The 23,240-nt window shown below is 36.2% G+C and carries 24 protein-coding genes; 21 read left to right on the forward strand and 3 right to left on the reverse strand.

Annotated features, from left to right (window positions below; all coding sequences use genetic code 11):
* The first annotated feature begins 31 nt into the window (after window positions 1–31).
* From ACQV2P_RS00305 to ACQV2P_RS00315, 3 genes are read left to right on the forward strand one after another with little or no spacing between them, the layout of a single operon-like run.
* The gene (locus ACQV2P_RS00305) at window positions 32–949 is read left to right on the forward strand and encodes an ABC transporter substrate-binding protein (protein WP_428873822.1); all 918 of its coding nucleotides are present in this window, start codon (window positions 32–34) and stop codon (window positions 947–949) included.
* Complete coding sequence (locus ACQV2P_RS00310; RefSeq protein WP_428884920.1) at window positions 936–1,988, forward strand: FecCD family ABC transporter permease; 1,053 nt, start codon at window positions 936–938, stop codon at window positions 1,986–1,988. Before ACQV2P_RS00305 ends, ACQV2P_RS00310 begins: the two co-directional genes overlap by 14 nt.
* Window positions 1,981–2,736, forward strand: coding sequence for an ABC transporter ATP-binding protein (locus ACQV2P_RS00315; protein WP_428873820.1), 756 nt, complete (start codon window positions 1,981–1,983; stop codon window positions 2,734–2,736). The genes ACQV2P_RS00310 and ACQV2P_RS00315 overlap by 8 nt, the downstream gene beginning before the upstream one ends.
* Here ACQV2P_RS00315 and ACQV2P_RS00320 read toward each other — a convergent pair.
* The gene (locus ACQV2P_RS00320; RefSeq protein WP_428874740.1) at window positions 2,721–3,182 is read right to left on the reverse strand and encodes a kinase/pyrophosphorylase; all 462 of its coding nucleotides are present in this window, start codon (window positions 3,180–3,182) and stop codon (window positions 2,721–2,723) included. The two genes, ACQV2P_RS00315 and ACQV2P_RS00320, sit on opposite strands and share 16 nt — an antisense overlap.
* A 97-nt stretch (window positions 3,183–3,279) precedes the next feature.
* Between ACQV2P_RS00320 and ACQV2P_RS00325 the strand changes: the two genes are divergently transcribed.
* The 15 genes from ACQV2P_RS00325 (at window position 3,280) to ACQV2P_RS00395 (ending at window position 20,236) form a co-directional block, all read left to right on the forward strand.
* Window positions 3,280–3,777, forward strand: coding sequence for a Fur family transcriptional regulator (locus ACQV2P_RS00325; protein ID WP_428873819.1), 498 nt, complete (start codon window positions 3,280–3,282; stop codon window positions 3,775–3,777).
* Window positions 3,778–3,901: 124 nt separating this feature from the next.
* Window positions 3,902–4,075 (forward strand): 30S ribosomal protein S21, encoded by a 174-nt coding sequence (rpsU, locus tag ACQV2P_RS00330; protein WP_066126806.1) that lies wholly within the window; start codon window positions 3,902–3,904, stop codon window positions 4,073–4,075.
* A gap of 178 nt (window positions 4,076–4,253) precedes the next feature.
* Complete coding sequence (locus ACQV2P_RS00335) at window positions 4,254–5,276, forward strand: PhoH family protein (protein WP_428873818.1); 1,023 nt, start codon at window positions 4,254–4,256, stop codon at window positions 5,274–5,276.
* A complete protein-coding gene (locus ACQV2P_RS00340; RefSeq protein WP_428874676.1) occupies window positions 5,248–7,470 on the forward strand; it encodes an HD family phosphohydrolase in 2,223 nt (740 codons plus the stop codon). Before ACQV2P_RS00335 ends, ACQV2P_RS00340 begins: the two co-directional genes overlap by 29 nt.
* A 10-nt stretch (window positions 7,471–7,480) precedes the next feature.
* A complete protein-coding gene (ybeY, locus tag ACQV2P_RS00345) occupies window positions 7,481–7,963 on the forward strand; it encodes an rRNA maturation RNase YbeY (RefSeq protein ID WP_428874677.1) in 483 nt (160 codons plus the stop codon).
* Window positions 7,947–8,324, forward strand: coding sequence for a diacylglycerol kinase family protein (locus ACQV2P_RS00350; protein WP_428873815.1), 378 nt, complete (start codon window positions 7,947–7,949; stop codon window positions 8,322–8,324). Before ybeY ends, ACQV2P_RS00350 begins: the two co-directional genes overlap by 17 nt.
* A 33-nt stretch (window positions 8,325–8,357) precedes the next feature.
* The gene (era, locus tag ACQV2P_RS00355; protein ID WP_428873814.1) at window positions 8,358–9,260 is read left to right on the forward strand and encodes a GTPase Era; all 903 of its coding nucleotides are present in this window, start codon (window positions 8,358–8,360) and stop codon (window positions 9,258–9,260) included.
* A 14-nt stretch (window positions 9,261–9,274) separates the two neighbouring features.
* Window positions 9,275–10,054: a DNA repair protein RecO gene (gene recO, locus ACQV2P_RS00360; RefSeq protein WP_428893252.1), complete on the forward strand. Its 780-nt coding sequence runs from the start codon at window positions 9,275–9,277 to the stop codon at window positions 10,052–10,054.
* Between the two features lie 236 nt (window positions 10,055–10,290).
* Entirely contained in the window at window positions 10,291–11,178 is an 888-nt protein-coding gene (gene glyQ / locus ACQV2P_RS00365; protein WP_428874679.1) for a glycine--tRNA ligase subunit alpha, read from the forward strand.
* Between the two features lie 10 nt (window positions 11,179–11,188).
* A complete protein-coding gene (gene glyS, locus ACQV2P_RS00370) occupies window positions 11,189–13,240 on the forward strand; it encodes a glycine--tRNA ligase subunit beta (RefSeq protein WP_428874680.1) in 2,052 nt (683 codons plus the stop codon).
* Window positions 13,241–13,259: 19 nt separating this feature from the next.
* On the forward strand, window positions 13,260–14,564 hold the full coding sequence (obgE, locus tag ACQV2P_RS00375; RefSeq protein ID WP_428873810.1) for a GTPase ObgE: 1,305 nt from the start codon (window positions 13,260–13,262) through the stop codon (window positions 14,562–14,564).
* An 11-nt stretch (window positions 14,565–14,575) separates the two neighbouring features.
* On the forward strand, window positions 14,576–16,420 hold the full coding sequence (locus tag ACQV2P_RS00380) for an acyltransferase family protein (RefSeq protein WP_428894453.1): 1,845 nt from the start codon (window positions 14,576–14,578) through the stop codon (window positions 16,418–16,420).
* Window positions 16,421–16,444: 24 nt separating this feature from the next.
* Window positions 16,445–17,374, forward strand: a complete 930-nt coding sequence (gene rnz, locus ACQV2P_RS00385) for a ribonuclease Z (RefSeq protein WP_428873808.1) — start codon at window positions 16,445–16,447, stop codon at window positions 17,372–17,374.
* A 29-nt stretch (window positions 17,375–17,403) separates the two neighbouring features.
* Window positions 17,404–19,722, forward strand: coding sequence for a single-stranded-DNA-specific exonuclease RecJ (gene recJ / locus ACQV2P_RS00390; RefSeq protein ID WP_428892475.1), 2,319 nt, complete (start codon window positions 17,404–17,406; stop codon window positions 19,720–19,722).
* Window position 19,723: 1 nt separating this feature from the next.
* A complete protein-coding gene (locus tag ACQV2P_RS00395; protein ID WP_428873806.1) occupies window positions 19,724–20,236 on the forward strand; it encodes an adenine phosphoribosyltransferase in 513 nt (170 codons plus the stop codon).
* 59 nt (window positions 20,237–20,295) lie between these two features.
* Here ACQV2P_RS00395 and lexA read toward each other — a convergent pair whose 3' ends face one another.
* A complete protein-coding gene (lexA, locus tag ACQV2P_RS00400; RefSeq protein ID WP_428873805.1) occupies window positions 20,296–20,910 on the reverse strand; it encodes a transcriptional repressor LexA in 615 nt (204 codons plus the stop codon).
* Window positions 20,911–20,997: 87 nt separating this feature from the next.
* On the opposite strand from lexA, the gene ACQV2P_RS00405 reads away from it, so the two are divergent.
* A complete protein-coding gene (locus tag ACQV2P_RS00405) occupies window positions 20,998–21,243 on the forward strand; it encodes a DUF896 domain-containing protein (protein ID WP_428893255.1) in 246 nt (81 codons plus the stop codon).
* A gap of 46 nt (window positions 21,244–21,289) precedes the next feature.
* Window positions 21,290–21,508 (forward strand): YneF family protein, encoded by a 219-nt coding sequence (locus tag ACQV2P_RS00410; protein ID WP_428873803.1) that lies wholly within the window; start codon window positions 21,290–21,292, stop codon window positions 21,506–21,508.
* A gap of 194 nt (window positions 21,509–21,702) precedes the next feature.
* On the opposite strand, the gene ACQV2P_RS00415 is transcribed toward ACQV2P_RS00410, so the two are convergent.
* Window positions 21,703–22,338 carry a lysophospholipid acyltransferase family protein gene (locus tag ACQV2P_RS00415; RefSeq protein WP_428873802.1) on the reverse strand — a complete coding sequence of 212 codons (636 nt, stop codon included), beginning with the start codon at window positions 22,336–22,338 and terminating at the stop codon, window positions 21,703–21,705.
* Between the two features lie 110 nt (window positions 22,339–22,448).
* Here ACQV2P_RS00415 and ACQV2P_RS00420 point away from each other — a divergent pair, with 110 nt between their 5' ends.
* Window positions 22,449–23,231, forward strand: coding sequence for a glutaminyl-peptide cyclotransferase (locus tag ACQV2P_RS00420; protein WP_428893256.1), 783 nt, complete (start codon window positions 22,449–22,451; stop codon window positions 23,229–23,231).
* Window positions 23,232–23,240: the final 9 nt, after the last annotated feature.

Below are 23,240 nucleotides of genomic sequence, written 5' to 3' on the forward strand. Positions count from 1 at the left end.
AAAAATTTAAATAAATAAAGGAGAAAATTAAATGAATAAAAAAATTGCTGTTTTAATGATGTTTGTGATGACTCTGTTTACCGGACAAATGGTATCTAGTGAAGAAACGACGGTTCTCACATTGACCGATATGGTTGGTAGAGAAGTTGTGCTTGAAGAGGGACCCGTTGATGAAATTGTTACTTTAATGCCAGCAGATGCTGAGATACTCTTTGAAATAGGAGCGGGAGACACTATTGTGGGTCGAGGAACTTATGTAGACTTCCCGGCAGATGAAGTGGAAGAGATTCCAGCTATCGCTACTGGTGAAAATTTAAATATTGAAGAAATTATTGCCCTAGACCCAGAAGTGGTTGTGATGACTGCTATGTCCTTAACTGAAGATCAAATGACTGCTATTGAAGACGCAGGAATTACCGTCTTGGTGACAGATGCCCAGACAATTGAGGAAGTCTATGAAGCAATCGATTTGCTCGGTCAATTAGTTGGTAAAGAAGAAGAAGCAGACCAATTAATTGAAGAAATGGAAACAGTCTTTAAAGAGTTTGAAGAAAAAGCTGACCAAGAAGAAGAATCTAAGAGTGTTTATTATGAAGTTTCTCCGCTAGAGTTTGGCTTATGGACTGCTGGTTCTGAAACCTTCATGGATGAAATTGGACAGATGTTGAATTTAGAAAATGTTTTTGCAGATCAAAAATCCTTTGTTGAAGTCTCAGAAGAACAAGTTTTATTAGCCAATCCACAAGTAATCATTACTACTTCTCTTCCTATGGATGAAGAGGCTCCTTCTCCTGAAGAAGAAATTATGCAACGCAAAGAATGGGATGACCTTTCAGCTGTAAAAAATGATAAAGTTTTTGCAGTAGACAATTCTGCTTTCACTAGACCTGGACCGCGCTTGATGGATGCTGTCAAAGAATTATATGATCTAGTTTATGGCACAGAATAAGAGCTGGCAGCTTTCACAATCAGCTAAAAAAAGTGTCGTAAAATTAGTCCTGATGGTGTCAATAACTCTCTTAATACTAGCTATGGCTTTGATTATAGGAAGTGTGAAAATTTCTTTTACTGACTTGTATCAAGTGCTAGAAAATCAAGTCTTAAATCAACCAATGACCGACTTGGAACAACAGGCAACCATCTTACTTGCTGTTAGACTACCTCGTTTACTCACTGCTTTTTTAATCGGCATGGCCTTTTCTTTGAGTGGAATGACCATGCAAAGCTTGTTAATGAACCCCTTGGCTGATGGCTCTACCTTGGGAGTTTCAGCTGGAGCAAGCTTGGGTGCTGGCATTGCTATCGTCATTGGGATTCCTTCCTTTATCCAAAGGCAAGGAATCTTTTTGATGGCGGTGATCTTTGCTTTTGGATCACTCGTATTGATTTTATCTTTTTCTTATTATTTGGATAAACAGTTAAAGAATATGACTGTTATCTTAACTGGAATCGTCTTTACCATGCTGGTCTCTTCATTAATGAATATTTTAATGATTATTAGCAAAGAAAAGCTGCCTTCTTTAGTTTTTTGGACTTTAGGGTCGCTTTCAGGCTCCAGGTATACCGATGTTTGGGTAATGGGTGTTTGCGTCATAATAATGGGTGGCTATATTGTTATGAAATGGCAAGAATTGAACGCTTTTTCAATGGGGGAAAACATCGCAAGAAATATTGGGATAAACATAGTCTCTGTTCGAATTAAATTGTTTATTGCCACTTCCATCTTGATTGGTGTTGCTGTTTCAATAGGCGGTTCGATACCTTTTGTAGGTTTAATAACCCCCCATATTAGTCGTTTAATTGTGGGCTCCAATCATAGACGTTTGATTCCTTGGACTCTATTTATTGGTGGTAACTTTATGGTGGTAACCGATTTATTAGCTCGCACCATTGCCTCCCCCCTTGAAATACCAATAGGGGCAATCACTTCCTTATTTGGCAGCTGTATTTTTATTCTTATCTTTGCTAGGGGGAAGCGTAATGCTTAAAGTTAATAAACTCAAAATGGAATTAGATAAAAAAATAATTTTACATGACATTAATTTTGAAGTAGCCGAGGGTGATTGGTTGATGATTTGTGGACCAAACGGATCAGGAAAAACCTCATTAATAAAAGCTCTATCTGGTCAAAATCCCTACACTGGAGAAATTGAGATCTATGGCAGCAACCTTCGGCTTTTAAAAAGCAATCAAAAGGCAATGATTTTTGGTGTTTTAGACCAACATCCTGGTTCAGACTTTGATTTTACTGTAGAAGAATTAGTGCGTATGGGACGCTACCCACATCTTAAAGGCTGGTTTAAGAGCTGGACAGACATAGATCAAGAGGCGCTTGAAAGAGTCCTGCTTCAAACCAATCTATATCAAAAGCGTAAGCGATCAGTTCAAAGCTTATCAGGAGGAGAAAGGCAGCGAGCATACTTAGCTCAACTTTTTTTACAGGATCCTAAGTTATTAATATTAGATGAACCAAGTAATCATTTAGACTTAATATATGAGCAAAACCTTTTTAGAATACTTAAAGAGTGGTTGCAGCAGCCAGGACGATCCATTATTACAGTTATGCACGATTTGAGTCTTGCTAAAAAATATGGAAATCGGGCTCTATTGTTAAAAGAGGGACATCAAGTAGTTTTTAATGATGTGTCTAAGGCTTTGTCTTCAGAAAAATTAAATAGCAGTTATCAAATGGATATTACGAGTTATTTAAAAGAAAAATATCAACAATGGCAATGATAATAACCCCTAAATGTTTTTACGTCAACATTTAGGGGTGTTTTTGAAGGGTGTGAGACAGCTAATAAGATAATATCTGCTTCGATAAAAATTTTGGGCTCTTTTCCATCAGCATAGCGCATGGCAAATTCCACGGCATTAATACGGTCAAAATATTCATGGTTTAACTCGTTTTGAGCACCGATAGTTTGACTTGTTTTTCCGGTAAGTTGTGATACCACTTGAGTAAAGGGTGGTGATAAATTAAAGAAATGTAAATTATTCATTATGCAAAAAGATTCGGCCTCTTTAGCTTGATGATTTTTAGCCTCTTGTAGAACCCCTTGCAAGCGCGAGCTTGTTGAAATGAAGACATATTTGTGCAATAATATATGAACATATGGGAATTGATAGGCTACTGCTTTAGCAACTCTTAAGGTGGTCTCACCAATTGAATCCGATATGATAAAAAATGAAGTGGTAACGGATTTGCTTGATTCCTAATGGCTATCCAGTTAATGAATTAATTTAAGTTTACCATATTTCTTGAAAGAGGTGACAGAATTGAAAGAAGTTAGATTAAATGAAGGTCAGTTAGCTCCAGAAGTTCAACAACTTATTGATCAAGGTTTAAAGACTCTAAAAAAAGAAGGATTTAAAATGACCAAGAAGCGCCGAGAAATACTTTCCCTCTTTGCTGAAAACCAACGCTACCTATCTGCTTTGGGCATTCATAAAGCATTGGAAGAGAAGTATCCGACCATGTCTTATAATACTACTTATCGTAACCTCTATGATTTCGTTGAAGTGGGTATTCTTGAAACGACGGAATACCAACAAGAACAACTATTTCGATATAATTGCCATTTAACTCACGGCACAGACCATCACCATCACCATCATTTTATTTGCACCAATTGTGGTAAAACAATTCTACTTGATGCTTGTCCCATGCAACATATTACAACCGATTTATCTTCAGTTGAAATAAGGAGTCACCGCTTTGAAGTCTTTGGCCTGTGTGCTGAATGTAAAGAAGTATTACAAGATAATCCCGCATAAACTTCACAAAAGTTTTTCTTTGTTCTTGAAAAGCTTTAGATTCATGCTATAATATAGAGAGGACTTTGTTTAGATTATTATTTCTAAGGAAAGGTTACTATAAGCTCGGGGGGAGGGGAACCAGATGTCAAAAACAGTAGTTCGTGATAACGAATCATTGGATGACGCTCTTCGTCGCTTTAAGCGTAACGTTTCTAAAACCGGTACTTTGAGAGAGGCTCGTAAGCGTGAATTTTACGAAAAGCCAAGTGTTCGACGTAAAAAGAAATCAGAAGCAGCTCGTAAACGCAAGTTTTAAGCGTATCGCCTAAGCAACAATATAGAATAAAATATTCTGTTTAAAAAGAATCAGTTTTCTGGTTCTTTTTTATTTTTAAAAAATATCATAATAAGTATTAATATATCGGTCTTTTATTCCATTTTATAAGCATTTTATGGTAATCTTAACTTAGTTTATTAATAAAGGAGACGACTATTTGAATAACAACGAAAAATTCTCAAAACAAGTCACCGTCACAAACACAGATTGGCTAATTTCCTTGTTGGGCAATCATGATAAATACATACGTATGATTGAAGATAGTTTCGAAGTAGAAATAACCAACCGCGGTGAAATAATTAACATTATTGGTGAGCGTGAAGAGACAGTGGAGTCTGTTCGTCAAATCCTCCTAAACCTTATTCAACTTTTGGAAAGGCGAATCACCCCTCGATCCATGGATGTCATGACAGCCATTAAAATGGCAAAAAGTAATAAATTAGATTTTTTTCTCAACCTTTACGAAGAAGTGGTGGGTCGTTCTGCAGATGGAACAGCTATTCGTGCCAAAAACTTTGGACAGTTACAATACGTTAGAGCTGTTAACCGACAAGACGTTGTCTTTGGTATGGGACCTGCTGGAACTGGAAAGACCTACTTGGCTGTTTTGATGGCTGTCCAGGCTATGCGAGAAGGTAAAGTGAAAAAAATAATACTGACACGCCCAGCAGTCGAAGCTGGAGAAAACCTTGGTTTCTTACCAGGTGATTTGAAAGAAAAAGTAGATCCTTACTTAAGACCAATATACGATGCCTTATATAACATTTACGGAACGGAACAAACCAACCGTCTAATGGAAAGAGGCATTATCGAAATTGCGCCATTGGCTTATATGAGAGGTCGAACCCTAGACGATGCTTTTGTTATTTTAGATGAGGCTCAAAATACAACAATTGCACAAATGAAAATGTTCTTAACTCGATTAGGCTTTGGCTCAAAAATGATTATAAATGGCGATCAGTCACAAATTGACCTACCTAAAGGGGTAAAATCTGGATTGATTGACGCCTATCATAAATTAAGAAAGGTTAAACGCATTGAATTTGTATCTTTTGATGAGTTCGATGTGGTTCGTCATCCAGTAGTTGCGGATATTATTAGAGCTTATAGCAAAGAACCCATGATTGAAAACCTTCCAAGGAGAGAAGAAAATGAATCGTCGACTACAGTTACTTCATGAGCGTTTAGGTAAAGTCTTTATACCTCTTATTACATTCATACTATCCTTAGCAATTTTTTTAATTGGCTATCAACACGTCAAACCAGAAGTTTATCACTTTGAATTGAATCAAGTAGCAGATGAAACAATTTTAGCGCCTGTGACGATGGAAGATGTTGAGCAGACAAAAGCCAATCAACAAAGAGCTAAGGATGCTATTAATGATATCTATTTATATCAAGAAGATATCAGGATTCAGGAAATTACGCGGATTGAGCAGTTTTTTGGCTTTGTTCGTGAGGCTCGTAATGGTAAGTACTCACGAGACGGTGTAATTGATTCTTTAAAGAATGCATCTAAAGAAAAGCCACTGGATCAATCTTTTAATGAAAAGGTCAATAATTTACCAACTAAAAAAACCAACTTCGATAATTTATCCGAGGAGCAAAAGCGAACAGTGATTCAAGCACAATTACAAATGGTAGATGAAAATGTTTTTAATTTGTTTGATCAGCTTTCTAACCGCTCAATTGATCAAGTTTTTAAAATCAGTCCCTTAGAACTATCTGAATTACAATCGAATTTAACTGATTTTATATCCGAGAGTCTTGCTCAAGAATTAGGTCCTGATCAAGTTGATAAAGAGTTGGACAAATATCGTTTACAAATCACATCTTCCGATATGTCAGAGCTTGCTCAGCAAACGACTTTAAACTTTTTAGGCGCCTTGATAAAACCAACGATGGTATATTCGGAGTCAGAAACAAATCGCTTAAAGGAAGAAGCAGCTTCCAAAGTTCAAACATCTTATATTCTACAAGGACAAGTTATTGTTCAAGAAGGTCATATTATTAATCAAAATAATATGCGACAACTTGAGATGTTTGGTTACTTGGATGCATCGACTAAGCAATATCTCATGCCAGTCTTTGTTCTATTAATTTTTGTCCATGCTTTTCTATTCGTTTATATCTTTTCTGATAAATTAAATTGGACAGATTTAAGCCGTGCGAATATGCAGGCTACTGCTTATATGATTATTGTTTTTGGGTCGTTGATCATGGCCAAGATGGGACATTTCTTCCAACAGGCAGGTCTAGAGTATGGTATGTTGCTTCTACCTTTGATGATTTTACCAGGATATTTAAAAGAAAAATCTTCCTATAAAGTAACATTGTTAGCATTTCTATTTATTAATATCTTTGCTATTTTTATAGTTAGTGATTTAGACAATCAAACTGTTGTAACCTTCATCAGTTTATTTTACCTATTTACTACCATTGTTTCCGTTTTACTGACTACTTTTTCTGATCGTCAGGCGATGAAAGTAGAAAAAAGAGTGGCCTTAAATATCATTTGGCAGTTCATAATTGCTTTGCCTCTAATGGCTGTTCTTACAATTCCTATATTATCTCGTCAGGCTTTTATCATCCTAATAATGACAATTGCAGCTAATTTACTTGGCTTGTTATTAATCGCTGTTTTTGAACCCTACTGGGAGCAACTTTTATCCAGTCGTTCAGCCATGACGATGAATCAGTTAGCTAATTTAAATCATCCCTTATTAAAATTGTTGATTGAAAAAGCACCGGGAACCTATCATCATTCAATTATGGTGGCTAATTTAGCAGCGAATGCCGTGGAAGCCATAGGCGGGGATTCCTTGACCACCCGGGTAGCCTCTTACTATCATGATGTTGGAAAGACAGTCCATCCCCTATTCTTCGTTGAAAACTTATCTGGAGGCATTGAATCACCTCACCGCATGGTAGGGCCAGATGAGTCTGCAAAAATTATTATTGATCATGTTGCTCAAGGTGTAAAATTATTAGAAGAGTACCGTATGCCTCAGTCTGTTATTGATTTATGTAAAGAACACCATGGCACAACCATGACTAGCTATTTTTATTACCAAGCTAAAGAGCAAAAAATGCCTATTAATCCAGAGACCTTTAGATATCCTGGCCCGATTCCACAATCAAAAGAATCCGCTATAGTGATGATTGCAGATTCAATGGAAGCAGCCTCTCGAACAATGAAAGAACATACTCAAAAGAGTATTGAAGAATTACTGGATTCCATAATTGCGAGTAAGATTAACGATGGCCAATTTGCCGATTGTGGGTTGACGGTTGATGAACTAAAAACAGTAAGAAAGTCACTAATTTTAGGGATAGCTAGTATGTATCACACACGTGTGGAATATCCTAAATAAGGAGAAGAAAATGCAAGTTGAATTAATTGATGAAGGTCAGAGGCTGACTGAAAAACAAAAACAGATTATCTTAGACTTAATTGATCAAGCAGGCTTAAAAATCGCTGCTCCTACTCAAGCAGAATTAGACATAACCATCGTCGATAATCACACCATTCGCCAATTGAATCGCGACTACCGTGGTATTGACCGAGCAACGGATGTGCTATCTTTTGCTTTAATGGAGGGGGAAGAACCAATAGATTGGTCAGTTATCAACTCAAATGAAGTTCAAGAGCCAATCAATCTTCACTTGGGAGATATTATTATTTCAATCGAACGAGCGCTTGAACAAGCCAGTGAATACAACCACTCTCTAGAAAGAGAGTTGGGATTTCTAGCTGTCCACGGTTTCTTACACTTAAATGGTTATGATCACCAAACCATTGAAACTGAGAAAGAGATGTTTGCAATTCAAGAAGAGGTGCTGAGTGAATATGGACTCACAAGATAATCCTTTTAAGAATTCAAATTTTTTCCAGTCTTTTATTTGTGCCAGCCAAGGATTTTTTCAAGCAATTAAAAGTGAAAGAAATCTAAAAATCCACTTATTTTTTGCTTTAGTGGCAGTCCTTTTAGCCTTTTATTTTAAATTTGAACCACTGAAATGGACGATTTTACTATTAACTATTGGCCTTGTTATCTTTTCCGAATTAATCAATACAGCAATAGAAGCGGTTATTGATTTAATTGTAGCAGACCAATGGCATCCCTTAGCGAAAAAGGCAAAAGATATCGCTGCTGCTTCTGTTTTAATGACAGCAATCATTTCCATTATAATCGGGGCTATACTATTTCTCCCCTATTTATTTTAAAAGGTGACAATTAATCATACTAAAGGAGTTTAAATGAAAAAAGATTTTAAATCGGGTTTTGTAGCTATTCTTGGCCGTCCCAATGTTGGGAAATCAACTTTATTAAATCAAATTATTGGCCAAAAAATAGCGATTATGTCTGATAAAGCCCAAACAACCCGCAATAAAATTCAGGGTGTCTATACCCGTGAAGACTCACAAATCATTTTTATTGATACCCCCGGAATCCATAAACCCAAGCATGCTTTAGGAGACTTCATGATAAAAACAGCCTATTCCTCTTTGAGTGGGGTGGATGCAGTGATTATGGTAGTCAATGCGACAGAAAAAATAGGACCTGGCGATCAATTTATTATCAATCGTTTAAAAGATGTCCAGCAACCAGTCTTTTTAGTTATTAATAAAGTAGATCTGATTGAAAAAAATTTGCTCTTTGATATTATCACTAAATATCAAGATGCTTATGATTTTGATCAGATTATCCCTTTATCTGCACTTACAGGTGAAAATGTCGAAGCTTTATTAGACCAACTGACACTCAGCTTGCCAGATGGCCCCCAATATTACCCGGCTGACCAGGTAATGGATCATCCTGAGTATTTCCTCGTTGCGGAGTTAATTCGTGAAAAGATTTTAATGTTAACACGCGAAGAAATTCCTCATTCAGTAGCCGTCCAAGTCCAATCCATGCAAAAAAATGCTGATGACAAGGTAGAAGTACTAGCTACAATAATCGTGGAACGTAAAAGCCAAAAGGGAATAATTATTGGTGCTCAAGGATCAATGATTAAAAAGATAGGTCATCTGGCACGACGTGATATTGAAAAGCTTTTAGCAACCAAAGTCTATTTAGACTTATGGGTCAAGGTGCAAAAAGATTGGCGGGATCGTCAAAGTAATTTAAATGAATTGGGCTATCAGAGTGAGAATTATTAATAAGGAGAGTGCCAATGAACGAAAAATTTACCGGAATTGTTTTGTTTATTCGGCCGTACCGCGAAAAAGATAGTCTAGTTAAAATTTTTACACGTGAATTTGGTACTAAAATGTTTTTTGTAAGAGGTTTACAGTCACTCAATCATCCCCTTAAAAAGCATTTAATCCCATTGACAGAACATCAATATTGGGGAACTATTAACCAACAGGGTTTGTCCTTTTTGAAAGAAGGTCAAACCCTTAACCTCTTTCGATCCATTCAATCTGATCCCTTTAAGCAAGCGCATGCTGCTTATATAAGTCAACTAGTGGATGCCAGTGTGGATGATAATAGCAAAGATCAACAGCTATTTGATTTTTTCCAAGCTACTCTAAACAGTCTCAATGAACGTGAAGATGCCCGGCCTATTCAATTACTTTTGCAACTTAAACTTTTGCAACGCTTCGGGCTTCAATTAAATATGAAAAATTGTGTAGTCTGCGGATCGAGCCAGAGGATTGAGGACTTTTCGATGGTCCATTTGGGTGTTTTGTGTCATAACCATTTAGATAAAGATCCCAACCGAATGCATCTTAGTTCTAAGCAAGTCAAAATTTTACAACTCTTTAATGAAATTAAACTGAATCAATTAGGACAAGTCTCAATTTCAGACCTTTCTTACAAAAAAATTGATGAATTGATCTTCACCATCTACCATGAACAAGTAGGGATTAAATTAAAAGGAGAATCTTATCTCAATCAATTATATAAAGTAGCCGACCAATTGAAAATCAGTAAAAATCAAGGAAGATAATTGACAAAAAGCTTTATAATTAGTAGAATCTTAACAAGCCAAAGCAATTAAAAGAAGATAGTAAAGCGACTCTAGGCAGGTGAAAGCTAGAGCAAATCGAATGGTCCTTTGGGTTAACAAATGAATTTTAAGAGTGCTAGTCTAACTAGAATTAGGGTGGAACCGCGAATTTATTTCGTCCCTATGACCTCCAAAGGGGGTCATAGGGACTTTTATTTTAAGAAAGAGGTGTTAAAATGGCAGTTGAATCGTTACAAGATATGATTTTAACCTTGCAAAATTTTTGGTCAAAGAAAGGATGTTTGATCCTTCAATCCTATGATACTGAAAAAGGAGCCGGAACCATGAGCCCCTATACCTTTTTAAGGGCTAATGGACCAGAACCTTGGAATGCCGCTTATGTTGAACCGTCAAGACGACCTGCTGATGGAAGATACGGTGAAAATCCTAACCGCTTATACCAACACCATCAGTTTCAAGTGGTTATGAAGCCTTCTCCTCTTGCTATACAAGAATATTACCTGGATTCATTGATTGAATTAGGCATTGATCCCCTAGAGCATGATATACGGTTTGTAGAAGATAATTGGGAAAACCCTTCCTTGGGTTGTGCGGGACTGGGATGGGAAGTTTGGATTGATGGTATGGAAGTGACTCAATTTACCTACTTCCAACAAGTGGGGGGATTAAAGTGTGATCCGGTAATGTCAGAGATTACTTATGGCTTGGAGCGTCTTGCTATGTATATTTTTGATGTGGAAAATGTTTATGATTTAGAGTGGGCCAAAGGCGTGAAGTATGGCGAAATCTTTTTCCAACAAGAATATGAGCAGTCTAAATATTCTTTTGAATTAGCTGATACTGACTTATTAATGAAGCAGTATGAAGCTTATGAAAAAGAAGCCAACCGTTTACTTGAGGAAAACTTAGTTCATCCAGCCTATGATTATATTTTAAAGACCAGTCATACCTTCAACTTAATGGATGCTAGAGGGATGATTTCGGCATCAGATCGCCCTGCTTATTTAGGACGTGTTCGTAAATTAGCTCGCGGTATTGCTAAGACCTTCGTACAAGAAAGAGAAAAACTTGGATTTCCATTATTAAAAGAAAATAAGAACTAGGAGGATTGCTATGAGAGATTATTTATTAGAAGTAGGAATGGAAGAAATTCCAGCTAGATTTTTATTGAAATTGCGTGATCAATTAGCCGAAAAACTTGCAGCATTTCTTGCAGAAGAAAGAATCAGCTTTCAATCCATTGAAACTTACGCAACTCCTAGAAGATTAGCTCTAAGAGTAGAAGGTTTATCTGATCAGCAATCAGCTTTAGAAGAAGAAGTAAGAGGACCGTCCGTAAAAGTTGGACAAGATAACGAAGGGAATCTGACGAAAGCTGCATTGGGCTTCTTAAAAGGTCAAGCCTGTCAAGAGGAAGACTTATTTGTTAAAGAAGTTAAAGGAACTGACTACCTCTTTGTGAATAAGGTGGCAGAGCAGAAGAAAGTAGAAGAAGTGTTAAAAGCTATCCCAACTGTTCTTGCCAGTATGCATTTCCCAGTTACCATGCGGTGGTCAGATTTAAATTTAGAATATATTCGTCCGATTCATTGGATACTTTCATTACTAGAAGATCAGGTGATTAACTTTGAATTTGCTGGTATTCAGGCGAATAATTTTTCACATGGTCATCGTTTTCTAACTAAAAATGACAAAGTTGTAATTAAAAATAGTCGTGACTATGAAAACGCACTAGAAAAGATGTATGTGATTGCCAGTTTTGAAAAACGACAAGAGAAGATTTACCAGCAAATTCAAGCGATTGAAGATGAAAGGGGCTGGGTTATACCGGAAAATGATGAATTACTAGAAGAGGTAACAGCCATTGTCGAGTGGCCAACTGCTTTTTACGGCAGTTTTGAGGAAAAATATTTAGAAATTCCCCAAGAAATGGTCATCACAGCAATGCGTGATCATCAACGTTATTTTTATGTTTTAGATCCTAAAAGCAAAGAATTGTTGCCTTATTTTATTTCAGTACGAAATGGTAATGATCAGCACATTGATCAAGTCATTAAAGGTAATCAAAAGGTATTAAGAGCTCGTTTAGCAGATGGTTTATTCTTTTACCAAGAAGATTTAAAATTATCTTTAAAAGAAGACTTAGCTAAATTATCAAGCTTGAAAGAGCATTTTAAGTTAGGTACTTATAGTCAAAAACAAGAACGTGTTAAACACCTGCTTGAAGAATTGATGGATTTTATCGATTTATCTGCTCAAGATCAAAAGACCATTTTGCGTGCTAGTGAGATTTACAAGTTTGATCTTGTGACTCAAGCGGTAAATGAGTTTGCCGAATTACAAGGTGTCATTGGTGGGATTTATGCTAAACATTATGGTGAAGAAGATAGTGTAGCGCAAGCAATTGCTCAGCAATACCTACCAACTTCGGCTGGAGGGAAATTACCTGATAAACCTGCGGCTGCCGCCTTATCGATTGCAGATAAATTAGACAGTCTAATTGCTTACTTCAAAGCGGATATGATACCAACAGGGTCTAATGATCCTTATGCATTAAGAAGACAAGCCATGGGATTAATTGACATTCTTTTAGACCAATCTTGGAATATCGATTTAAAGAGCTTGTTAGTGAAGATTAACCATGAAGATGCTGATTCAGCAGCCGATTACTTAAATGATTTGCTTAGTTTTATAGAAGCTCGGATTCAAGTTAGATTAGGTAATCTAGGAATGGATTACGATATTATTCAAGCAGCACTCGCACAAAAACAACTAAATCCTGTAAAAATAAAAGAAACGGCTAAAAGTTTACAAGACTTCAAAGCTGCCAAACCGGTTGAGTTTTCAAAAATGATTGAAAACTTGGCACGAGTAGTTAATTTAGGTGAAAAGGTTAGCGAGCAAGTTAAAATCACTGATAATCTAGCTGAAAGTCAACTAGAAAAGGACTTAATTGAAAAGATAGTGGCAATAGAGGACTTACAAGACACCTCAAGATTAATGGAATATTTTGAAAGCATTAGTCCAATGATTGCTTCATATTTAGAACTACATATGGTTAACGCTGACCAAGAAGCTCTTCGCCATAATCGCTATCAAATGATGTACCAATTAACACAAACAATTCTCAGTCTCATGGATCCTAGAAAAGTGGTCCATAAATAAGAGTAAAGGAGCGATAATAATGTCTACCTTTTTAGATCGCGCAAAAGTGAAGGTAATTGCTGGTAAAGGTGGCGACGGAATGGTCGCTTTCCTAAGAGAAAAATATCGACCAGATGGTGGACCTGCAGGAGGAGATGGCGGCCGCGGTGGCGATGTCATTTTTCGAGTGGATGAAGGCCTTCATACTTTGATGGATTTTAGATACAATCGTCAATTCAAAGCGCATAACGGGGAAAATGGAATGAGTAAGAGTAAATATGGAGCGAATGCAGAAGACCTTTATGTAAAAGTTCCACCAGGAACCTCTGTTTATGACGAAGCAAGCGGTAGACTCATTGCCGATTTAGTGGACCATGGACAAGAAGTAATTGTTGCTAAAGGAGGGAGAGGGGGGCGTGGAAACATACGCTTTGCCACGCATAAAAACCCTGCTCCTTCAATTGCTGAAAATGGAGAACCAGGTCAAGCCTTGGAGTTACAATTGGAACTTAAAGTTCTAGCAGATGTGGGCTTGGTTGGTTATCCAAGCGTGGGCAAATCAACCCTATTGTCCATTATTTCTAATGCTAAACCCAAAGTAGCAGATTATCAATTTACTACCTTAGTACCCAACTTGGGAGTGGTTAAAATTGCTGATGGTCAGGAATTTGTCGTTGCAGACATGCCGGGCCTTATTGATGGTGCTTCTGATGGTGTTGGTTTAGGTATTGATTTCTTACGCCACATTGAAAGAACTAAAACGTTATTACATATTGTGGATATGGCAGCGGTACATGAACGCGATCCCTTTGAAGATTTTTCTTCTATTATGCAAGAGTTAGCTAATTATCATCCTCGTCTTTTAGAAAGACCCATGTTGATTGTGGCTAATAAAATGGATTTAGATCAAGCTAAAGATAATTTAAAAGTATTTGAAGAAAAAATATCTGATTATTATCAGAATTTAAATCTTTCTATTCCAAAAATTTATCAAATTTCAGCTTGGCAAGCCCAGGGAATTGATTCATTGATGCGAGCAACAGCTCAATTAGTTGCCTCCAGTGACTTTATACCCTTGGAGGAAAAAGAAAGTGATCATAAAAATTATACGATCGACGAAAGCCCTGATTTTACTGTTCGTAAACTTGAAGAAGGTTATTGGGAATTAGAAGGTGAAAAGATTATCAAGCTTTATAAAATGACCAATACAGCTCATGATGAAAGTTTACAACGCTTTGCACGTCAACTGCGATCAATGGGTGTCGATCAAGCCTTGAGAGAAGCTGGCGCGAAAAATGGCGATACAGTTTACTTAGAGGATTATCAATTTGAGTTTATTGATTAGGTGGTTTTAATATGCAAAATAAAGTTAAACAAGGGCGTATCCCAATTTTTGACGGTCTTAAGGGAATCGCAATACTGCTAATCATTGCTTATTACTACTTTGAACATATTGTTCCAGGTGGTTTCCTTGCAGTTAATCTATTTCTTTTCATAGCTGGTTTTTTTAACTTTAGACATTTTTATTTAAAAGATATACAAGCTAGAAAAGAGTCCTTTTGGCAATTTATATATAAGCGTTTTGAAAGACTTTTTTTCCCTACTTTATTCGTAGTTTTAACTACGTCTACCTATATTTTACTTTTTAACCGTGATTTTTTATCTAATATTCGGTGGATGGGATTAAGTTCACTCACATTTATTAACAATTATTATCAGATTTTTAATCAACAGTCTTACTTTGTTCAAGCGGCTAATCCAAGTCCCTTTACACATTTGTGGTACGTCTCTTTATATGGACAATTGGTTATTTTAACACCTATTTTAATATTTTTACTTTACAGTTGGCATAAAAAACCTCAAGTAACTATTCGTATGTTATTGATTATTTCAGCCTTATCCGCTTTTTTAATGGGCTATCTTTATAAAGATAACCAAGATCCTACCCGAATTTACTATGACCTTTTAACAAGATTATCTGCTTTTACTCTTGGGGGTTCTTTAGGATTAGCTCTTCCAGTTAATTTATCACCTAAAAAGATTTCATCAAAGAAAATTATGACCATGAATCTTATGGGTTTACTTGCAGTCATTTTTGCTTTCTTCATGATTAAATTCATGTTTGCAACCAAACCTTTTGCTTATCGTTTTGGTTTAACTTTGTTTTCTTTGATTTCTGCTGTAATTGTTGTTTCAAGTATTCATCCAGCAACTATTTGGAACAAAATCTTTCGTTTTAAACTATTTACCTGGATAGGCCAACGATCTTTTTCTTACTATCTATGGTACTATCCTGTCTATCTTTTAATGCCTCAAAACATTAGCTTTATGAATAGGTCTCCATGGTTAAATTATGGTTTTCAGTTGCTTTTGATCATTATTTTAGCTGAAATTACTTACCAATTATTTGAAAAGCGCAGAATTAGTCTTCCAATTGGACAAGACTTTAATTGGCGCAAAATGAAGCATCAATTTGATTATTTAAGCTCTCACCCTCAATCATTAAGAGTAGTGAAATTTATCACAGCGTGTTATATTTTTAATGTCGTGATGGGGGTCATCGCTCTGGCTATTTCTTCACCAGCTAAGGGTGTAGAATCAAGTAAGGAAATTCAAGCCATTATTGAAAACAATATGAATATTGCTGAAGAGTCAAGAAAAAATGAAGAAAGACAAGTAGTTGTTAATAATATCGAAGGCTTAGATCAAGAAGTCTTACTCTATGCTAATGCTTTGGAGATAACTTTCATAGGGGATTCAACTTTAGCTGCAGCCACCGAGCGCTTGAATGATGTATTTCCTAAGGCTGTTTTTGATCCGAAAGTCGGTCGACAACTTTATGAATCTTATGATACGGTATATGGTCTCAATCAAACAGGCGGATTAAAGCCTACTGTGGTAACCATGTTAGGCTCTAATGGAACATTTACAGTTGGTCAAATGGATGATTATATTCAAGCAGTCGGTCTAGACCGTGATCAGTATTATGTCAACGTTTTGGTTGATCGCATTTGGACAGATGATGCTAACCGTCAATTGGTAAGAGCGGCTCAAGAATATGGAAATGTTAGAATTATAGACTGGGCGAATTATGCCCGTGGACACGCTGAATGGTTTGCTGAAGATGGCGTTCATCTAAATGATGAGGGATCATTGGAGTTATCCAAATTTATCGCTAAGGAGATATACCGTCAGCGCTAGTCATAGAAAGAGGTTGATGGAAATATGAAATTACATTTTTTAGGCACAGGTGCTGGGATTCCATCCAGACAAAGAAATGTTTCTTCGCTGGCTTTAAAGTTATTAGATGAGTTGAATGAAATCTGGTTATTTGATTGTGGAGAAGCAACCCAGCATCAAATCTTGGAAACAACCATTCGACCTAGAAAAATAACTAAAATTTTTATTACTCATCTTCATGGAGACCATATTTTTGGCTTGCCAGGACTTCTAAGTTCAAGATCTTTTCAAGGTGGAGAAGACTGTTTAGAAGTTTATGGACCTAAGGGGATAAAAGATTTTATTAAGATTTCCTTAAAATATTCAAAATCCAAACTTGCATACAGTTTAAAAATAACAGAGTTGGTAGACCGAGGTGGCGAGTTAATCTTTGATAATGGCTGGAAGGTTAATTATTTACCTTTAGAACATGGGATTCTTTCTTTTGGCTACCGAGTAGAAGAACCAGATTTACCTGGTCAACTTTTAGTTGAAGAGTTGAAAAAATTTGAGATACCTAATGGTCCAATTTATGGTCAACTCAAACGCGGAGAACGTGTTCAATTAGAAGATGGCAGATGGATAGATGGCCAGAATTTTCTTGCTCCGGATCGACCTGGTAGAATCGTTACCATTTTGGGGGATACCCGTTATTGTCAGAATTCTAAAGTCTTAGCCAGAAAAGCGAATGCTTTAGTCCATGAGGCTACTCATGAAGCAGCGGAAGAAAAAATGGCAAGAGCTTATTACCATTCGACCAGTCATCAAGCAGCCCAAGTGGCTAAAGATAGTCAAGTAGAGGCTCTTTATCTCAATCATATTTCAGCTCGCTACTTAGGCAAGGCTCTCAAGCAACTTGAAAAAGAAGCTTGTTCTATTTTTCCTAACAGTCATCTTGTTAATGACTTTGATGAATATGAAATCCCACTTAATTAATGAGTTTATGATGTGTAAGGAGAATAACGATGTTGTCTAAATACCAATGGCAATTGCCAGAAAATTTAAATGGAAATCAAAACTATCAAAAATTATTAATAGCGGGAGAAGACTATTCGCCCGCTTTTTTAGCAATCTGTTTTAATCGTGGTCTTCATGATCTATCGGCAATAAAAAAAGCCACCGAACAAGAGCCAACTTTATATCATGACCCCTTTGCCTTATATCAAATGGATATAGCAGTAAAACGCATCCATTTAGCCATTGAAAAGGGAGAAAAAATTTTGATTTATGGTGATTATGATGCAGATGGAATCACTTCTTCTTTAATTTTAAAAGAGGCTTTAGATGCTTTAGGAGCTGACAGTCGAGTCTATCTACCCAATCGTTTTAAAGATGGCTACGGTCCCAATATCGATCGTTATCAAGAGTTTATTGAAGAAGGGGTTCAATTAATCATCACGGTTGATAATGGAGTGGCAGGTCATGAAGCAATTGAATTTGCTCAAGAAAAGAAGGTCGACGTTATTGTAACTGACCATCACGAGTTACAGGAAACGCTGCCAGCTGCATATGCCATCATACATCCTCGTCACCCTCAGGGAAGTTATCCTTTTGGAGATTTATCTGGAGCAGGTGTCGCATTTAAAGTAGCAACAGCCATCCTTGGTGAAATACCAATAGAAATGTTAGATTTAGCAGCTATTGGTACGGTTGCTGATATGGTCTCTCTCTTAGATGAAAATCGAACAATTGTTATTGGAGGAATCCATCAGTTAGAAGTTACTCAGCGGCCCGGACTACAGCTTCTATTAAACCAACAATTACAGTCAAAAGATGATATATCTGCCGAAACGATTGGTTTTATTATTGGTCCTCGACTCAATGCTGTGGGACGGTTGGGAGATCCTCGACCGGGATTCGATTGGTTGGCAGCTTTTACCGAGCAAGAGGCTAGTCAGTGGCTTGAGTTTATTGAACAGGAAAATTATAAAAGACAGCAATTAGTCACTCAAATTTATCAAGAAGTTACATCAAAATTAGATGTTTTAAAGGAGTTGCCTCGAATTATTTGCCAGACTTCTCCAAATTGGCATCCCGGAGTTTTAGGAATTGTAGCTAGTCGCATTTGTGATAAATACCAGCGCCCATGCCTACTTTTCAACTTTGACAAGAAAAATCATCAGTATAAAGGTTCAGCTAGATCAAAAGAAAACTTTAATCTTTTCAAAAATCTTAGTCAGCTAAAAGGACTATTAAAGCATTTTGGTGGTCATAGCCAAGCGGCTGGTATGACAATTGAAGAAGATAATTGGCAAAAATTTCAGACTGAATTAAGCCAGTTAGCTGATAAACACAAAGATCAAATTTTAGCCAAAACTTCCTTGTCGGTTGATGCTAGACTAAGTTTGACAGATATTAATTTAAAATTAATCGAAGAGATTCAAAAATTAGGACCTTTCGGTATGCATAATCCTAAGCCTATTGTTTTATTTAAGGACTTAAAGATGATTGAAAAAAGAGTAATTGGAGCGAATAAACAACATGTTAAAATGAAATTTAATCAATCAGGCACTGCAAACTCACTAGCTGCCATAGCGTTTAGTATGGCGGATGACTTTGAAGATTGTCAATTGGGTATTCAGTTGGATATGGTTGGAGAACTGTCAATTAACGAATGGAAACAACAAAAAGAATGTCAATTAATTGTCAAAGATTTTAAATTGGAAGGGCAATTGTGGATTGATTACCGAGGGAAAACACATTTTGATAAATTAAAACAGCTGTCTGAGGTGGTTTATTGTTTTCAAGATAAAAAAAATGCGGCACTCTTTTCTGAACAGTTGAAAAACGACTATCAATTGATTAATTATGAAGCATTACCCATTAATTTTAAATATGAAAATCTAGTGTTGATTGAGCCCCCCCAAAATCTTAATAAACTAAAAAAACTTTTAAAGAGTCACGGATGGGAAAAAATTTATTTAGCCAGTGTTGTTGTAGAATCCAGATATTTAGCAGGCTTGCCCCAGCGTCAAGACTTTGCAAAATTGTTCCAACTGCTTAAGCAAGAAGGTAGTCTTCAACTAAAAGATTTACAAGTTCTTTCTAGCTATTTATCAATTCCATTAATAAAAATAAAAACAATGATTGTGGTGTTTTTTGAGGCGGGTTTTGTTACAATAAAAGATGGACTTGTAATCATGAACCAGCTTAAGCAAGCCAACAAACTTGATTTAATGGAGTTGCCTGCCATGAGCAAGTATCAAGAAGCCATGGAAGCAGAAAAATTATTGAATTTTCAAACACTTGATCAAGTGAAAAGCTGGATAAATAAGGAGACTTAAAATGGATTATACAAACTATATCGCTCGTGTTGATAATTACCCAGAAGAAGGTATTATTTTCCGTGATATCACACCTCTCATGGGAAATGGTCCCGCTTTTGAAGCAGCGACTCAAGAGATAGTAGACTATGCTAGAGAATTAAAGGTGGACATGGTCGTAGGGCCTGAAGCGCGTGGTTTTATTATTGGATGCCCAGTTGCTTATGCGCTTGGAGTGGGCTTTGCCCCTGTCCGTAAAAAAGGTAAACTTCCTAGAGAAACAATTGAAGTAGACTATAGTTTAGAATACGGATCAAATGTCTTACAAATCCACAAAGATGCTATTCAACCGGGCCAAAGAGTCTTAATAACCGATGATTTATTAGCAACAGGTGGAACCATTCAAGCAACTATCCAATTAGTGGAAAATCTTGGAGGAATTGTCGCAGGGTGTGCTTTTCTTATTGAGTTAGATGACTTAAAAGGAAAAGAGAAGTTGGGAGATCACAAGTATTTCACACTAATGCACTATTAGAAATAAAAAGAGCCTAACCAGTTTTAATCTCTGGTTAGGCTAATCTTTAATTGAGTTGATTAGAAATAGCGATTAAGACTAACTACTTTGCCTAAAATTGAAACGTCGGGCAAGATAATATCGTCCATGGTATCATTTTCAGGGCGAAGTACGATATGATCTTTTTTCTTATAAAAAGTTTTACATGTTGCTTCATTATCTTCAGTCATAGCAACAACGACTTCACCATTATTGGCAGTTGCTTGTCTGCGGACGGTGATGATATCGCCATCCAAAATGCCAATATTAACCATGGATTCACCTTTAATGATCAGCATAAATAATTCGCTTGAATCATATTGAAGATCGGTAGGCTTAGGATAATATTCCATAGCTTCTTCTTCAGCAAGAATCGGAGCACCTGCGGCAACATAGCCGAGTAAAGGTACTTTATCGGATTTGATGCCCAATTTTTTAATTCCCAAGGCCGTTATTTCAATCGTCCTTGTTTTACTGGCAGATCTTTCAATCAGTCCACTTTCTTCTAATCGGTCAAGATGACCGTGGACAGTGGATGGAGAAGAAAGTCCAACACGCGCTCCAATTTCGCGAACAGTGGGTGGATAACCATTTTCATTGAGTAATTCATAAATAGATTGTAGCACGTTTAATTGCTTGGTCGTTATCTTAATCATTTCACTCACTCTTTCTATAGGATAATTTAATTGTAGCAGAAGTAGAATTATAAATCAAACAAATGTTCGTAGCAAAGGAGGAACGCTATGCTTTCATCTTCAAAACTAGCAAGAATTAATGAGTTAGCTAAACTTCAAAAAACTAAAGGCCTTACGGATTCAGAAAAAAAAGAACAGAATCAATTAAGACAAGAGTACTTAAAAGTCTTCAGACAGCACATGGTAAGACAGGTTGAGGGAGTTAAAATTGTCGATTCAGATGGAAATGATTTAACACCTGAAAAAGTTAAAAGAATTCAAAAAGCTAAAGGAATTCATAATCGTAAAGATTAATAGGTTAGAGTATTTAATCGGTTAAATTTTTAAAAGGAGAGATGGTATGTCAACATTTTCATGGGTTTTAATTGTTATTTTAGCATTGGTAGCAGGAGCAGTGTTAGGTTTCTTTATTGCTCGGAAGTATATGATGAATTATTTTAAAGAAAATCCACCTATTGATGAGCGCATGATTACGACTATGATGGCGCAAATGGGGCAAAAGCCTTCCAAGAAAAAAGTTCAGCAAATCATGCAGTCTATGAAGATGCAATCGAAATAGCTTTGTTTGAAAATATGTTTTTTCTTTCACAATTTTTGTTACTGTTTTCTGTCCTTAAGGAGCAGAAAAGGCGCAGAAAATTAGGTTTTCTTTAATCAAGTATACAATAAATTATTTTTAAGATTAAAAACCTCCTCCCTAGAGCAGCTTAACGACAGCTTCAAGGGTAGGAGTTTTTTTATAAAGCGTAATAATTATTTCTTTTTAGCAGGAACATAGCTAAAGCTTGGGTCTAATTGATGATCCAAATTATCAAAAGCCTTGGCCAATTCCTGGTCTATTTTAGCTAGTTGATCTTTATTATAATCTAATTCAGGATTATATTTAATGGCAGGTCCAAAAGCTATTTTAGCTCCTTGTCTCTTAAAGAATGATTTAAAGTCTAAAGGTGGTTGAATAGCAATTGGGATGATGTCTTTTTTTGAAAGACGTTGAATGAAAGCAGTTCCACCTTTAATTTCAGTTGTGTACCGACTACCAGAAGGAAAGATACCTAAATTCAAATTTTTTTCAGTTAATTGTTTGACGGCTATTTTGATCGTTTTAGGACTAGGTTTTTCTCGATTAACTGGAAAAACATGTGCCTTTCGTAAAATGCTAGCTAACAAAGAATTATGAAAAATTGATTCTTTTGACATAAAAGAAATTTCAAGTGGATAAAGTGCAATGGCCAAGTATAATGGGTCCCAAAAAGAGCGGTGAGTGGCTGCTAGAATAAAAGTTGATTGATTGGGATCGGGAATGTTTTCTTTGCCAATTATATAGGATTTCCCATTAAAAAGACGAAAGAGAAAGCGTAAAATGGCTACGGCAAACTGATAAAAAGTCATATTCAATTTCCTTTCAGTTACAATGTTTGTTATTATTTTACCAAGATTCAATCAAGATTCAAGTCAGCATATTCTTAAGGATTTATCAAGTTTTTTTATAGGAGGAATGAATGATGTTTAAAATATTGAATTTTACTATTTTATTGTTAGTTAGTCTTACTTTTACAAGAAACGTTATAGCTAATGGTAGCTTAGGAGGGGTCTATTTAATTGAGACATACCCTATCAAGGAAAATTTATTTATACAAGGATTTGAGCTTGATCAAGAGGCCCAACTCTTAATCGGCACAGGTTTATACGGAGAATCAGCTTGGGGTTATTTTAATTGGGAAAAAGGCTTGTTAGACCGCTTCATTGGATTAGATAACCAATACTTTGGAGAAGGGATTTCTTTGCGTGACAATGAACTTTGGCAGTTAACTTGGAAAGAGGGCAAAGTTTTCAAATGGGATGTAAAGACCAAAGAACTAGTCAACACTTATGAAATAAAAGGTGAAGGATGGGGATTAGCTTATAATGAGGAAAAAGATCTGTTCTACTTGTCTGATGGGTCATCAACTATCTATACTTATAATCCTGACAACTTTAAATTAGTTGATCAAGTGGAAGTGAATTTAGAAGGAGAGCCATTAGATCAGTTAAATGAGTTGGAATATGCCAATGATGCAATTTACGCTAATATTTGGTATGATAATCGCATTGTTAAAATTGATCCTCAAAGTGGTCAAATACTTAAAACATATGATCTGACTCCTATGCTCGATCAGTTGGATCTTACAGCAGAACAAAGAGAAACAATGGATGTCTTAAATGGGATTGCTCATATTGAAGCGGATCAATTTTATTTAACCGGAAAAAATTATCCATTAATTTTTAAAGTGGAATTGAAATAATAGAAAGGA

Origin of the sequence: Facklamia sp. P12932, from assembly GCF_050409545.1 — a bacterium.
Taxonomy (GTDB): domain Bacteria; phylum Bacillota; class Bacilli; order Lactobacillales; family Aerococcaceae; genus Facklamia.